A 13260-nucleotide genomic window follows, 5' to 3' on the forward strand; every position below is an offset into this window, starting at 1 on the left:
CGTCTGTTCATGAGGCGTCTATTCATGCGTGCCGCCGGAGTGGGTGGTGTCGATCCGGTAGCCGACGCCGGGCACCGTGGCGATGATCCATGGTTCGCCGAGCCGTTTGCGCAGCGCGGAGACGGTGATGCGGACGGCGTTGGTGAGGGGGTCGGCGTTCTCGTCCCAGGCCCGTTCCAGCAGCTCTTCGGCGCTGACGACCCCGCCCTCGGCGGCGACGAGGACTTCCAGGACGGCGAACTGCTTACGGGTCAGGGCGACATGGCGTCCGGCGCGGAAGACCTCCCGGCGGAAGGGGTCGAGCCGCAGGCCCGCGATCTCACGGACCGGGGGCCGGGCGTACGCGCGTCTGCGGTCGAGCGCCCTCAGCCGCAGGACGAGCTCCCGCAGCTCGAACGGTTTGGTGAGGTAGTCGTCGGCGCCGAGCTCGAACCCGGAGGCCTTGTCGTCGATGCGGTCGGCGGCGGTGAGCATGAGGATCGGGATGCCGCTGCCGGAGGCGACGATGTGCCGGGCGACCTCGTCGCCGGAGGGGCCGGGGATGTCGCGGTCGAGGACCGCGAAGTCGTAGGAGTTGACGCTGAGCAGTTCCAGGGCGGAGTCGCCGTCGCCGGCGATGTCGGCGGCGATCGCCTCCAGCCGCAGACCGTCACGGACCGCTTCGGCCAGGTAGGGCTCGTCCTCCACGATCAGTACGCGCATGTCCGAAGCCTAGGCAGCGGACCATATCGCCGGCGTATGCGCGGTGCGCCACCAGCGGCGCGACGCCAGTCCGGCCAGCAGGGCGCCGACGGCGTTGACCAGTACGTCGTCCACGGAGGACACCCGGTCCAGTTGCAGGACGTACTGTGCGGTCTCGACCAGGACCGAGCAGCCCGCCCCGAGCGCCAGGATCCGCGGCGCCGACGCCAGCGCCGCGAACCGCATCGGGGCGAAGAACCCCAGGGACGCGAAGACCAGCAGGTTGCCGACGATCCCGAGCGGCCCCATCGTGACCAGGTCCCGCAGGGGTACGAGGCTCACCCGGGCGGGGGCGACGCCGGGCGCGGCGCCCGGCATCAGGGTCAGCCACAGGAACGGCACCGTTCCGTGGACCATGCCCACCTCGGCCAGCGACATCGGCCACGCCGATGCGACACCGGCGGCCCGCCGACGGTGCGCCAGAGCCCACGCTGTCAGCACGGCCAACGGCAGTGCGACCAACGTCATGAGCACCACACCGTTGAACGTGTCGAGGCAGCCGTGCCACCGCCCGGCCACGCACCGCGGAGCGGACATCATGAGCGGCCCCCGCACGACGAACACGGCGCTCGCCATGCCGAGGATCGCCAGGCCGAGGAACACGATCCCGCGCGTGCGGCGGAGCGGTCCCGACAGGGATGCGTTGTGGTTCATGGCCCCCATTGGAGAGGGCGGGCCGTTGCGGCGGCGTATGCGATTTTCGATACGCCCGCGAGAGCCGTCACGTATCGCCGAAGTCGGTGCGACTCACCGGCCTCGACCGGACGTTCGTCACGAGGCCGTGAATTCGGCCTTCGCCAGGAAGGTGCGGACGGCGGCGGCGATCTCGTCGGCGTGCGTCTCCAGGGCGAAGTGGCCGGTGTCGAGGAATCGGACCTCGGCGCGGGGGTTGTCGCGCGTGAACGCCTCCGCGCCGGCCGGGAGGAAGAACGGGTCGTTGCGTCCCCACACCGCCAGCGTCGGCGGAGCGTACGTCCGGAAGTACTCCTGGAACCTCGGATACAGGGCGACGTTCGACCGGTAGTCGCCGAACAGGTCGAGCTGCACCTCGTCCGACCCCGGCCTGGCCAGATAGAAGTTGTCGAGGCTGTAGCCGTCGGGGGACACCAGTTCGGGGTCGGGTGTCCCGTGCGTGTACTGCCACACCGTGGTCTGCGGGTCCAGGAAGGTGCGCAGCGCCTCGCGGTTGGCCGGCGAGCGGTCCTCCCAGTACGCGCGGATGGGCGTCCAGCCGTCACTGAGCCCTTCCTCGTAGGCGTTGCCGTTCTGCGAGACGATCGCCGCGATCCGTTCCGGGTGCCGGACCGCCAGACGGAAGCCGGTCGGCGCGCCGTAGTCGAAGACGTAGACCGCGAACCGCCGGAGGTCGAGGACCTCGGTGAACCGGTCGATCACGTCGGCGATGTTGTCGAACGTGTAGTCGAAGTCGGCGCGGGCGGGCATGTCGGACCGGCCGAATCCCGGGAGGTCGGGGGCGATGAGCCGGAACCGGTCCGCCAGCCGCGGAATCAGGTCACGGAAAACGCTCCGCTGGAGCTGCTCAACAGCACTCCGGTGGTGAACAGGCGCGCGCCGCCCTTCAAGCCGTCGCACGAGGCGAAGAGTCCGCCGCCTCGCTCGCGCCGCTCCTCGACGCGGTCGCCGCCCGCCCGCAGATCTCCTCCGAGCGCATCTCGTGGGAGATCGAAGTTACGCGGGAGCGGCGACTGGCGGTGGAGATGGTCATGCTCTTCGACGCCGTACAGGAGGCCATGCCCGGCCGTCTGCGGCCGTGCGCCAATCCCGACTGTCGCCTGTACGTCCTCGACCGCAGCAAAGCCAACAGCGCCCGCTGGTGCTCCATGGCCGTATGCGGCAACAGGATGAAGGCGCGGCTGCACTACCAACGCACACGCGGAAACAACGCCTGACCCGCAGGCACGGGACGGTCGAACGGCGCCTCAGGCTTCAGCCATAGCGTTCACCCTCAGCTCATCGCAACGACCAGACGCAGAGTTGTTGCATTACTCGCGACACATTGCAACGATTTCTCGACTCTCACCTGCAATGACCGTGATCGTGTGCAATAAATTCGTTGCCAGCTCTATGAATGCAACGTAGCGTTTCCATCACAGGAAACAGCGGACCAAGGCCTCCCGGGCCGAGAGGGTGCGCGTTTCGCGGGGTGAGCGGTCAAGGGGGTCGGATCATGGAGACGGCGCAGAGTCGGCAGCAGGCGGCGCCCGGCGCCTTCACCGCCTTCGCCCGCTTCGTGGTCTGCGGCGGCGGGGTGGGGCTCGCCGCCGGCTTCGCCGTGGCGGCCCTGGCCGCCTGGCTTCCCTGGGCCCTGGCCAACGCTCTGATCAGCGTGGTCTCCACGCTCCTCGCCACCGAGCTGCACGCCCGCTTCACCTTCGGCGCGGGCGGGCACGCGACCTGGCACCAGCACACGCAGTCGGCGGGATCCGCCGTGGCCGCGTACGCGGTGACCTGCGCGGCGATGTTCACCCTGCAGCAGCTCGTGGCGGCGCCCGGTGCGGTGCTCGAGCAGGTGGTCTACCTGTCGGCCTCCGCACTCGCCGGCGTCGCACGGTTCGCGGTGCTGCGGCTCGTCGTCTTCGCGCGCAACCGCTCGCAGGCCGCCGCCACCACCGCCCGCGTCCCCGCCCCTCGTCCCGTGCCCCGACCCGTGCCCGGACCCGTGCAAGCGACCGTGGCCCATGCCTCGGCCCCGGCCGGTCAGGCGACGCTCTCCCGCGCCGCCTGACCCCTCCCGTCCAGCACCTGCCGTTCGCGTGCCCTGTGGTGGCCGGGCCGTCGGCACAGTGGGGTCCCGCCGCTTACCGTCTCGGTCCCGCGACGGCGTAGGCCGCGGTGCCGGCGACCGTGAGGAACAGGGCCGTCCAGGTGCCCGCTGCCGCATCGGCCGGCAGCAGCATCCAGGTCGCCACCTGCGTCGGCGCACTCGTCGGGGGCGGCGCGAAGAACGAGAACGAGAGCCAGGCGTACGGCAGCGTCCATGCGTACTGGCCGCCCGAGACCGCCGCGCCCAGGGCGACCAGTCCCATCAGGCCCGCGCTGTCCCGGACGACGAACGCGGCGGTGTCCATGTTCCCGCCGTCCCCGCCCATGCGCTGCACCGTCAGCAGCACCGTGCCGACGACCGCGCCCGCGAGCAGCACATGCGCCGCCCTGCGGGGCGCCCAGCGGATCGCGGCCGTGCGGTCCAGCGCGAGGTCCTGCCCACTGAGCCCGATCGAGGCCGCCATCGCCCCGGTGGCGAGGACCAGCACGGACAGGCGCGGATCACCGGGCCCCTCTCCCCCGCCCCCGGCGAGTGCCCACACCGCCACCGCGCTGATCACCACCGCGGCGAGCGACGCGGGTACCTGACGCGAGCGTGCGTACAGCGTCAGCCATCTCACCTGGCCGCACCTCCGGCTCACCGGGACGCACCTGCGGACAGCACCTCGAACGGATCGCCCTCGCAGGAGAACGCGGCGGCGCGCATCGCGGCGATCCGCGAGAGCTGTTCGGCCCGCGGCAGCGCCTCGAGCTTCTTCCACACCGGGCGGGCCTCGGCGTCGACCTCGTCGCGCGAACGCGCCGACAACGTGCCGGGAAGCGGCTTGAGGTCCCCGAGGACCCAGCCCAGCGCGACGCTCTGCGCGTACTGATCCGACCCGAAGCTGGTCCAGCCGGTGGGGGTGCACCCTGGCACCATGCCCTTGGCGATCAGCGCCCAGGTCAGTTCCTCGCCCTTCGCGGCGGCGAGGATGTCGTCGTCGAAGTCGATGAGCAAGGTCGTGCGGGACCACTGCGGGGTGGCGCCTTCCGGCGGGAGGGCGGCGTTCTCCCGGACCGAGACCGGCGCCCCGCCGCCCAGGGCGCCCCGCAGCGCGCGCAGCGCCTCTCTGCCGGGACCCGCGAGGTCGGCGAGTCGTCCCTGCTGCGTCTTCGTCACGCACACCGGGCCGTCGCACACCAGCTCCGCGGCGGCCTCGTCGACGACATATATCCGGCGCGAGTCCGACGGGAGGACGAGCAGGGCGATCACCGCGCCCGCCATGACGGGCGTCAGGGAGATCACCCGGGTGCGCGGGGTCGCGGCGACCAGCAGCGCGAAGCCCGTCGCGGCCATGCCGAGCAGCCAGATCGTCTGACCGACGTGGACGGAGGCGGAGAGCGTGACGAGCACGTCGCGCACCTCCTGCACCGCCGGCGACAGCAGCGAGATGCGGTTCGGCTCCGTGATCGTGATCCCCGCCGCCGTGACCGTCTCCGTCCGGCCGAACGACAACTGCATGAGGACCGTGAACACGAAGGCGCCCATGGCCAGCGCGGGCGGGGTGAGCACGGACGGCAGAGCTCGCCCGGCCCCCATGCCCAGCACGGCCCCCGCGACGAGCGAGAGCGCCCCCACCAGCGATATCGGCAGCCAACCGAGGTGCGTGTACTCGGTGTTGGCGAAGACCTGGACCCCACCCACGAGGACGAGGAGCGCGAACGCCGAGGCCAGCGTGAACGCCGTCGTGCCCGCCAGCGCGGCCGCTCGGTGCCGGGCGGGCCGCGGCGTGCTCGTCAGCAGCTCGGACATCTTCGAGCGGTGGTCGCGCAGACCCTGCAACGCCCCGAGTCCGACGGCGATCGGCCACAGGTAGAACAGCAGGGAGCGGGTCCACAGGGCCATGGACGTCCACTGGGCCGTCCATGCCGTGGTGCCCGTCCACCACGCGCCGTTCAGCAGGTACAGGAACGCCAGCGGCGCCGCCAGGGTCACGGCGCCGGCCCAGGGGGCGACGGAGCGCTTCAGCTCGATGCGCAGGACGCGGATGTTCACCAGGCGCCCCTTCCCTGACCGGCGCGGTCGGGGCCCTGCAGCAGCGCCGAGTAGCCGCGCTCCAGGGGGCTGTCGCCCGGGTGCTCGGGGCCGCCCGCCGCCGCCAGGTCGTCCGGGGTGCCCTGGAAGACCAGTCGCCCCTCGGCGAAGAGCACCACGTCCGTGCAGGCGGCGGCGACGTCCTCCACCAGATGGGTCGAGACGAGCACGCAGGCGTCCGTGCCCAACTCCTGCAGCAGCTCGCGGAAGCGCAGCCGCTGCGCCGGGTCCAGACCGGCCGTCGGCTCGTCCAGGAGCAGGATCGTCGGGTCGTTGACGATGGCCTGGGCGATGCCGACCCGGCGCACCATGCCGCCGGAGAGAGCCTTCATCCTGTCGTCGGCGCGGTCCGCGAGACCCACCCGCTCCACGGCGCGCTGCACCGCCCCGGGGATCTCCGCCTTCGGCACCTCCTTCAGCCACGCCATGTACTCGACGAACTCGCGCACGGTGAAACGCTTGTAGTAGCCGAACTCCTGCGGCAGGTAGCCGATCCGGCGGCGCAGCGCACGGTGCTCGCCCATGCCGCCCGCGGACTCGCCGAGCATCTCCAGGGTGCCCTCGCTGGGGCGCAGCACGGTGGCCAGGGTCCGGATGAGGGTGGTCTTGCCCGCGCCGTTGGGGCCGAGGAGTCCGTGGACTCCGGTGCCCAGCGACAGGTCGAGGCCGTCGACGGCCATCCGTTTCCTGCCGACCCTGACCTTCAGCCCGGTGGCCTGGATCTCCCAGGCGTAGGCCGTCGGTGCGATGTCGGCCGCGCTCACGGCGGACGTCATGTCGTGTCCTGCCTTTCTCTTGGTCATCGATGGGCTCCCAGTACGGAGTACGCGTCTCTGCGGGCGATCACGACGCCGATGCCGAGTGCGAGGATCAGCCCCCACGCGGGCAGACCGTCCGTCTGCAGGGCGAAGGTCGTACGGCTGGTGGCCAGGGTCGGCGCCACGACGACGGCGGCCCAGACGGCGGCCAGCGCGACGGCGGCGCGGGTCACCCCGACGACTCCGCCGAGTGCCAGCGTCGTCGCCGTGAAGGCCAGACAGGGCAGCAGCCACTGAGCCACCATCACCCCCGTCATCCATCCGCCGACCAGCAGCGCGGGGACGACCACGCCGAGCACCGACGCGGTGCGCCGCAGCACCAGATAGAGCCCGGCCCTGGGCACCGAGGCCGTCAGTTCGTACGCCGGGTCCAGACCGCGCGACCAGGACGCCGCGACGCCGAGCACCGGCAGGACCGGCGCGAACAGCAGCACCAGCGACACCTCGCCGGAACCGGAACCGGAACCGGAACCGGATCCTGCGTCGGCCAGGTCGAGCAGCAGGGCCAGCAGCGTCACGCCGACGGCCATGGCCAGCCAGGGCACCATCGTGGGCGTCATCCACCTCGACAGCCGTGCCGACCAGCGCCGTCCGCGCGGCATCGTGGCGGTGACCGCCAGCCGGGGTTCGAGGCCGGACCACACGGTGTCGACCATGGACGCCACGGCGGGCGCCTCGGCGCCGACAGCGGCGGACAGCCGGTCCCGGCACACCCGGCACGTCTCCAGATGGGACTCCACGGCCCACACCTCGTCGGCGGCGAGGTCCGCGCCGCCGCGCGCGTAGCCCTCGATGATCCGCATCGACGCATGTTCCACGCTCACGCCAGCGCCCTCCGCATCGCGATCCGGGCCCGGCGGGCACGGGTCTTGACCGTGCCCTCGGGCAGCCCGAGCAGGACCGCGGTCTCCCGGACGGACAGCCCGTCGAGCACCATGGCCTGCAGTACCTGTCTCAACTCCGGTGCGAGGCACCGCAGCGCGTCCCCGACATGACCGCCGACGGTCGCCGCGAGCGCCTCCTCCTCCGCGGCGGGCGCCGCTTCGGGCACCGCGGCGGCCGGCGGCGGTTCCGCGTAGTGCGCCCTGCGCCGGAACGCGTCGACCAGGCGGCGCGTCGCGATCGTCCACAGCCAGCCGACGGCCGTCCCGCCGACCGCTGCTCCCGCGAACGCACCCGCCGCGCGCCACACCGCCAAGTAGGTCTCCTGCATGACCTCCGCGACGATCTGCTCGTCCGCGCACCGGCGGCGCAGCCGCACCGTCATCCACGGCGCCGTACGCCGGTACAACTCCTCGAAGGCGGCACGGTCGCCCTTCGCCACGAGCCGGACGAGGCGTTCCTCGTCCCACTCGTGCAGCGCTCCTCTGACTGATCTCACACCGGCTAGACGCCCGAGCCGAGCCGCAGGTTTTCCCGCCGATGTGATCCCCGCCACACGGGCGAGCCTTGGGGTATCCGGGCGCGCCGGAACGCGGTGATCACGTCTTCGGGACGTCCCTGACGAACACGATCCCGTCGTATCCGGCCAGATGGGCCGCGTCGAGCGGGGCGTAGCCGTAGTACGGGGACACGCGGGGCGCGGGCCGGGTGTCCCCGAGGGCGGTGGCCAGCCGGGCGGGGTCGACGAGGCAGCGGTCCTGCGGGAGCGCGTGGAGGAGTCCTTCGACGGTGTCCGGCGGCGGGGTGTCCACTCCCTGGTGCCGGAGGGTGCCGAGGGCCGTGGCCAGGAAGGCGTACTCCTCGCCCAGACGGACGTTCACGAGCGCGCCGGCGCTCCACCACTCCAGCGGCAGGCCGCCCATCCGCATGCTGCTCCGGTCCCGTTGGAGATGGGCGTTGTGGGCGTGGACGAGTGTCGGGGCCCGTTCGGCGAGGGCGAGGAGGTTGTCGGCCATCATCTGGTCCCGCAGGCCCACCAGCCGGGTCATACGGGCCGGTGAGGTGTCGGCCGTCCAGTGGTGGTAGCGCAGCAGGCCGGTGGCGGTGCGCCCGTACAGGCGCGCCCGGCGCCAGTCCTCCTGCGAGATCGCCGTGATCAGGTGCGGTGTCTGTGAGTCGAGCAGCGCCACCAGATCGTCGGCGAGCAGTCGCAGTCGGCCGGCGTCGGCCGACTGTCCCACGGACCGGGCCGGGTCCGTCATCGCGGCGGGATCGGTCCACCGGTCGTCGGTGCCGAGCAGGCGGTCGAGCGTGTCCGCGGTGCAGGGCAGCAGGTCCGGTTCCACCTGGGCCGCGAGGCAGCCGTGGAGTGCGGTGAGGGCCTGCCGGGGACTCGCTGCTCCGGTGATCTCCAGCGGGCCGTCGAAGCCGGCGAAGCGCAGCCGCTCGGACGCGGGCCGGCCGTCGTTGTGGGCGCGCATCCAGCGCACGAGTTCGCGGTTGGCCGCGGAGGTGCCCCAACCGTGGCTGAATCCGCGCTCCATGACCTCGTCGAGGGTGCCCGTGCCCGTGGTGACGTAGTCGTCCACGACCAGGCCCATCATGCAGTCGCTCTCGATCGTGATCGTCCGGTAGCCCTCCTCCTCGACGAGTTGCCGGAAGAGCCCGTTGCGCAGGTCGAGCAGGGAGTCCTCGCCGTGAGTGGGCTCGCCCAGGGCCAGCAGCCGTGGCCGGGCCGGGAGCAGCCGCATGACGGCGGCGGCATCGATCGCCCGGGCGGTTTCCTTGAGGTCGGTAGCCATGCCTTCAACGGTATCGTTGAACTTTCGGTTGAAGCTTTTTCGTGATATCGGCGGGGTCATGGGACGAAACCTTCAAACCGGTGAGCGGCTCAGGCCGGTCGATCTGGCGCGCGCGCACGGTCTGTCCACGCAGGCCATCAGGAACTACGAGGAGGCGGGCATCCTTCCGGCCGCCGATCGCACACCGCACGGCTACCGCACCTACACCCCGCTGCACGCGCAGGCCCTGCGGGCGTTCCTCGCCCTGCTGCCCGGCCACGGCCACCGGACGGCGACGTCGATCATGCGGGCGGTGAACCGAGGCGCGGCCGAGGAGGCGTTCCGCCTCATCGACGAGAGCCACGCCCAACTCCTCGACGACCGGCGGACCCTCCAGGCGGTGGAGCGCGCCCTCGGCGGCCTGGAGCCCACCACGGCGTCCGGCCCCGGTGCGAAGGCAGATCCAGCCGTGCCCGGCGTGCCCGGCGGCACGTTCATCGGGCCGCTGGCGGAGCAGCTCGGCATCCGGCCCGCGACCCTGCGCAAGTGGGAGCACGCCGGGCTGGTCCGCCCGCGCCGCGATCCGCAGACCGGGTATCGCGTCTACGACGACGCCGACGTACGGGACGCCCGGCTGACCCACCAACTCCGGCGCGGCGGCCAGCTGTTGGAGCAGATCGCCCCGCTGATCGCCCAGGTGCGGGAGGCCGGCGGACTGGAGCCGCTGGAGGCCGCCCTGCGCGACTGGCACGGCCGGCTGTCCACCCGCGGGCGGGCGATGCTGACCGGAGCCGCCGAGTTGGAGGCATACCTCCGGCGGCGCGGATGAGAGCGCAGCGATGACGGCCGCCGAGCCTCCGGGTGCCATGAGCGGGCTGATCCGACGAGACTGGACGGACGGAAGGAAAGGAGTCGCCCGCCATGTCACTCGTCCGAGTCCACAACTTCTCCGTCTCGCTCGACGGCTTCGGCACCGGTGAGGGCCTGAGCCGTGACGCGCCGTTCGGCCACGCCGGCGAAAGGCTGCACGAGTGGATGTTCGCCACCCGGTTCTGGCACGAGATGACCGGCCGACCCGGCGGGACCGGCGGTGTCGACGACGCCTTCGCGCAGCAGTTCACGCCCGGGATCGGCGCCGAGATCATGGGCGCCGGGAAGTTCGGCCCGCCCGGATGGCACGAGGACCCGGAGTGGAAGGGGTGGTGGGGGTCCGACCCGCCGTTCCACACACCGACCTTCGTCCTCACCCATCACCCACGCCCGTCGATCGAGATGGAAGGCGGCACGACCTTCCACTTCCTCGACGCGTCTGCGGCCGAGGCGCTCGCGGCGGCCCGCGAGGCCGCGGGCGACCTGGACGTGCGCATCGGCGGCGGACCCACCGTGATCCGCGACTTCCTTGCCGACAGGCTCGTCGACCGCATGCACGTCGTGGTGGCCCCGATCCTGCTCGGCCGAGGAGTGCGCCTCTGGGACGGCCTGGAGGGCATCGAGAAGGACTACGAGCTCGAGGCCGCCTCCTCACCCAGCGGAGTCACGCATATGACGCTCACCCGTACGGGCGGCTGAGCCTCCTTGAGCCGTGAGCATCTGGCGCGTCGGGCCCGGGGCGGATCAGAGCCACCCGTTGCGCTTGAACCCCCGGTGGATGACGAAGCAGGCGGTCGCGATGACAGCGAGGACTAGGGGGTAGCCGAAGCGCCAGCGCAGTTCGGGCATGTGCTCGAAGTTCATGCCGTACACGCCGCACACCATCGTCGGTACGGCGACGATCGCGGCCCAGGCGGTGATCTTGCGCATGTCCTCGTTCTGGGCGACGGTGACCTGCGCGAGGTGGGCCTGGAGGATGGAGTCGAGCAGGGCGTCGAAGGCGGTGATCTGCTCGGTGACTCGGGCGAGGTGGTCGGCGACGTCCCGGAAGTACGCCTGTATCTCCTTGTCGACACAGGCACGGGGTTCGGTGGCGAGCCGGTAGACGGGGCGGGCGAGCGGGACCACGGCCCGCTTGAGTTCGAGGAGCTCGCGTTTGAGCTGGTAGATGCGGCCGGCGTCGGCGCTTCGGGGGCTGTGCGGGGAAAAGACGTCGGTCTCGACCTGGTCGATGTCGTTCTGCACGGCGTCGGCGACGGTCACATAGTCGTCGACGACGTGGTCGGCGATGGCGTGCAGAACGGCGGAGGGGCCCTTGGCCAGCAGATCCGGGCGGGCTTCGAGGTCCTCGCGCAGGGGGCCGAGGGAGCCGTGGCGGCCGTGGCGGACGGTGACGGCGAAGTCGGGGCCGGTGAAGACCATGATCTCGCCGGTGTCGACGACCTCGCTGGTCGCGGTCAGTTCGGCGTGTTCGACGTAGGTGACGGTCTTGAAGACGGCGAACAGGACCTCGCCGTACTGCTCGGCTTTGGGACGCTGGTGTGCGTGGACGGCGTCCTCGACGGCGAGCGGGTGCAGGCCGAACAGCTCGGCCACCCGCGCGAACTCCGTCTCGGTGGGTTCGTGCAGGCCGAGCCAGACGAAGCCGTGCCCGCGCTTGCGCACCCGGGCCACTGATTCCTCGACGGTGGGAGCGGCCTCCTGGCGGACGCCGTCGCGGTAGATGACGCAGTTGACGACGGTCGAGCCGAGCGGGGAGCGGGCCGGGTGACTGAGGTCCACGCGCCGTCCCCGCCACGCGAGACGGGCGACTTTGCGCAGGTTGCCGACCATCGACATGCGGTGTACTCCTTCGCCGGGATCCGACCAGTCTGCCAGGTGGCGACAAGGGCACCGGCAGCCCCTGGACCTGGGGCGCAAGGCAGCGGACCGGAACCGGCCAGGACGAATTCGGCGCGCGGGATCAGACGGTCAGACGGTCAGACGGCGGATCGCGACGACGGCCGCGTCGTCGTCGAGGTGGCCGTCGACGTAGGCCAGCAGGTCGTCCTGGAGACGGCGCAGGAGTTCGTCGGGGTCGTCCTTGGTCCACTCGGGCACGCGTTCGGTGAAGGGGTAGAAGACTCCGTCGGCATCGCGTGCTTCGATGACGCCGTCCGTGTAGAGGAGCAGCAGGTCGCCGACCTCGAACGGAAACGTCTGGACCTCGTAGGCGGCGATGCCGAAGACTCCGCCGAAGCCGATCGGGAGGTGGCTCGCCTCGGCCATGAGCGGGGTGAGGTGACTGCCCTGCAGGAGAAGCGGCGGTGGGTGACCGCAGGTGATGAGGTGGACCACCGGATCGTGGTCGGGGATGTCCAGCAGCGTGGCGGTGGCGAAGTCCTCGTTGATGTCCTGCTCCGCCTGTGATCGCCACTGGCTGGTGTCCCAGCGGAACGCGGCGTCCAGGTGGACGGCGAGGCGAGGGAGGGTGGCCTGCCGATGGGCGGCTGCGCGGAAGGCGCCGAGCAGCAGGGCCGCGTTGTTGATCGCGGCCAGGCCGTTGCCGCGCACATCGCCGATGAGGAGCCGGGTGCTGTGGTGGGCGGTCCGTGCGGCCGCGTACAGGTCTCCGCCCAGGTCGGCTTCCTCCTCGGCCGGGATGTACATGCCGGCGATCCGCAGCGCGCCGGTGTGTGCGGGCAGCGGCCGCAACAGCACACTCTGCGCTGCCTCCGCCACCGACCGCACCCGGTGCAACTGCCGCTCACGCCGGTCCCGCACCACGCAGACGGTGACGCAGACGATGGAGACGACGATCAGGGCGGCGATCTGGGCCTGGATGTTGGCGGTGGGCAGGACCCCTCGGAGCACGCCGATCAGCACCTGGGCCGCCACCGCGAGAGCCCCCATCAGCGCCGTCACGCGGGCGCCGGCGAACGCCACCGTGATCGCGGGCGCCGCCACCAGCAGCGGACCGAGGTGGATGTGCGGCGGGGCCAGCACATCCACCACACAGACCGTGACGATCAGCCCGAGCGGGAGCACGACCAGCGCGGGTGCGTGACCCGGCCGCCAGGGACGCCGCAAGTCCAGCCATGGTCGAAAGGCCATGCCTCAAGACTGCCACCGACACCCGGGCGGTGGACTCCGCCGACGGCCGACCGGACTCCTGGCAGACCGGCGGAGCACCGCGCCGGCAGACGCAGCGGCGACCCTAGGCCTGGCCGTTGGTCCCTTGGGCTGCCTGGGCGATGACGGCGGCCACGACGGCCGGGCGGGAGACGTAGACGGCGTGGCTGCCGGGGGTCTCGGAGACGGTGGCCCCGGC

General features: G+C 71.7%; 15 protein-coding genes. 4 read left to right on the top strand and 11 right to left on the bottom strand.

Features of this window, described 5'->3' with window-relative positions:
- Positions 1 to 18 precede the first annotated feature (18 nt).
- From ACWD4O_RS44790 to ACWD4O_RS44800, 3 genes are all read right to left on the bottom strand, one after another.
- Entirely contained in the window at positions 19 to 702 is a 684-nt protein-coding gene (locus ACWD4O_RS44790; RefSeq protein ID WP_451288822.1) for a response regulator transcription factor, read from the bottom strand.
- Positions 703 to 711: 9 nt separating this feature from the next.
- Positions 712 to 1395 carry a VanZ family protein gene (locus ACWD4O_RS44795; protein ID WP_451288823.1) on the bottom strand — a complete coding sequence of 228 codons (684 nt, stop codon included), beginning with the start codon at positions 1393 to 1395 and terminating at the stop codon, positions 712 to 714.
- A gap of 117 nt (positions 1396 to 1512) precedes the next feature.
- Positions 1513 to 2334: an alpha/beta fold hydrolase gene (locus ACWD4O_RS44800; RefSeq protein WP_451288825.1), complete on the bottom strand. Its 822-nt coding sequence runs from the start codon at positions 2332 to 2334 to the stop codon at positions 1513 to 1515.
- 131 nt (positions 2335 to 2465) lie between these two features.
- On the opposite strand from ACWD4O_RS44800, the gene ACWD4O_RS44805 reads away from it, so the two are divergent.
- Together ACWD4O_RS44805 and ACWD4O_RS44810 are read left to right on the top strand one after the other, a co-directional pair.
- Positions 2466 to 2651, top strand: coding sequence for a CGNR zinc finger domain-containing protein (locus ACWD4O_RS44805; RefSeq protein WP_451288826.1), 186 nt, complete (start codon positions 2466 to 2468; stop codon positions 2649 to 2651).
- 278 nt (positions 2652 to 2929) lie between these two features.
- Entirely contained in the window at positions 2930 to 3487 is a 558-nt protein-coding gene (locus tag ACWD4O_RS44810; protein ID WP_451288827.1) for a hypothetical protein, read from the top strand.
- 73 nt (positions 3488 to 3560) lie between these two features.
- Here the strand turns inward: ACWD4O_RS44810 and ACWD4O_RS44815 are convergent, their stop codons facing one another.
- From ACWD4O_RS44815 to ACWD4O_RS44840, 6 genes are all read right to left on the bottom strand, one after another.
- Entirely contained in the window at positions 3561 to 4145 is a 585-nt protein-coding gene (locus tag ACWD4O_RS44815) for a hypothetical protein (RefSeq protein ID WP_451288828.1), read from the bottom strand.
- Positions 4146 to 4162: 17 nt separating this feature from the next.
- Positions 4163 to 5560, bottom strand: coding sequence for a hypothetical protein (locus ACWD4O_RS44820; protein ID WP_451288829.1), 1398 nt, complete (start codon positions 5558 to 5560; stop codon positions 4163 to 4165).
- Complete coding sequence (locus ACWD4O_RS44825) at positions 5557 to 6402, bottom strand: ABC transporter ATP-binding protein (RefSeq protein ID WP_451288830.1); 846 nt, start codon at positions 6400 to 6402, stop codon at positions 5557 to 5559. The genes ACWD4O_RS44820 and ACWD4O_RS44825 overlap by 4 nt, the downstream gene beginning before the upstream one ends.
- On the bottom strand, positions 6399 to 7241 hold the full coding sequence (locus ACWD4O_RS44830; protein ID WP_451288831.1) for a zf-HC2 domain-containing protein: 843 nt from the start codon (positions 7239 to 7241) through the stop codon (positions 6399 to 6401). The genes ACWD4O_RS44825 and ACWD4O_RS44830 overlap by 4 nt, the downstream gene beginning before the upstream one ends.
- Entirely contained in the window at positions 7238 to 7798 is a 561-nt protein-coding gene (locus tag ACWD4O_RS44835) for an RNA polymerase sigma factor (protein ID WP_451288832.1), read from the bottom strand. Before ACWD4O_RS44835 ends, ACWD4O_RS44830 begins: the two co-directional genes overlap by 4 nt.
- Before the next feature lie 100 nt (positions 7799 to 7898).
- Entirely contained in the window at positions 7899 to 9101 is a 1203-nt protein-coding gene (locus ACWD4O_RS44840) for an erythromycin esterase family protein (RefSeq protein WP_451288833.1), read from the bottom strand.
- 58 nt (positions 9102 to 9159) lie between these two features.
- Here ACWD4O_RS44840 and ACWD4O_RS44845 point away from each other — a divergent pair, with 58 nt between their 5' ends.
- Together ACWD4O_RS44845 and ACWD4O_RS44850 are read left to right on the top strand one after the other, a co-directional pair.
- Positions 9160 to 9909: a TioE family transcriptional regulator gene (locus tag ACWD4O_RS44845; protein WP_451288834.1), complete on the top strand. Its 750-nt coding sequence runs from the start codon at positions 9160 to 9162 to the stop codon at positions 9907 to 9909.
- A 92-nt stretch (positions 9910 to 10001) separates the two neighbouring features.
- Complete coding sequence (locus ACWD4O_RS44850; protein WP_451288835.1) at positions 10002 to 10649, top strand: dihydrofolate reductase family protein; 648 nt, start codon at positions 10002 to 10004, stop codon at positions 10647 to 10649.
- Between the two features lie 45 nt (positions 10650 to 10694).
- Here the strand turns inward: ACWD4O_RS44850 and ACWD4O_RS44855 are convergent, their stop codons facing one another.
- Positions 10695 to 11789, bottom strand: a complete 1095-nt coding sequence (locus ACWD4O_RS44855) for a magnesium and cobalt transport protein CorA (RefSeq protein WP_451288837.1) — start codon at positions 11787 to 11789, stop codon at positions 10695 to 10697.
- Positions 11790 to 11921: 132 nt separating this feature from the next.
- A complete protein-coding gene (locus ACWD4O_RS44860; protein WP_451288838.1) occupies positions 11922 to 13043 on the bottom strand; it encodes a PP2C family protein-serine/threonine phosphatase in 1122 nt (373 codons plus the stop codon).
- Between the last annotated feature and the right edge of the window lie 217 nt (positions 13044 to 13260).

The sequence above is a fragment of the Streptomyces sp. NPDC002623 genome (assembly GCF_053592635.1).

Excerpts from the sequence above, each read along its gene's own strand:
- ACWD4O_RS44790 (WP_451288822.1), bottom strand. The coding sequence starts at position 702 with ATGCGCGTACTGATCGTGGAGGACGAGCCCTACCTGGCCGAAGCGGTC.
- ACWD4O_RS44795 (WP_451288823.1), bottom strand. The coding sequence starts at position 1,395 with ATGAACCACAACGCATCCCTGTCGGGACCGCTCCGCCGCACGCGCGGG.
- ACWD4O_RS44805 (WP_451288826.1), top strand. The coding sequence starts at position 2,466 with ATGCTCTTCGACGCCGTACAGGAGGCCATGCCCGGCCGTCTGCGGCCG.
- ACWD4O_RS44810 (WP_451288827.1), top strand. The coding sequence starts at position 2,930 with ATGGAGACGGCGCAGAGTCGGCAGCAGGCGGCGCCCGGCGCCTTCACC.
- ACWD4O_RS44825 (WP_451288830.1), bottom strand. The coding sequence starts at position 6,402 with ATGACCAAGAGAAAGGCAGGACACGACATGACGTCCGCCGTGAGCGCG.
- ACWD4O_RS44840 (WP_451288833.1), bottom strand. The coding sequence starts at position 9,101 with ATGGCTACCGACCTCAAGGAAACCGCCCGGGCGATCGATGCCGCCGCC.
- ACWD4O_RS44845 (WP_451288834.1), top strand. The coding sequence starts at position 9,160 with ATGGGACGAAACCTTCAAACCGGTGAGCGGCTCAGGCCGGTCGATCTG.
- ACWD4O_RS44850 (WP_451288835.1), top strand. The coding sequence starts at position 10,002 with ATGTCACTCGTCCGAGTCCACAACTTCTCCGTCTCGCTCGACGGCTTC.
- ACWD4O_RS44855 (WP_451288837.1), bottom strand. The coding sequence starts at position 11,789 with ATGTCGATGGTCGGCAACCTGCGCAAAGTCGCCCGTCTCGCGTGGCGG.
- ACWD4O_RS44860 (WP_451288838.1), bottom strand. The coding sequence starts at position 13,043 with ATGGCCTTTCGACCATGGCTGGACTTGCGGCGTCCCTGGCGGCCGGGT.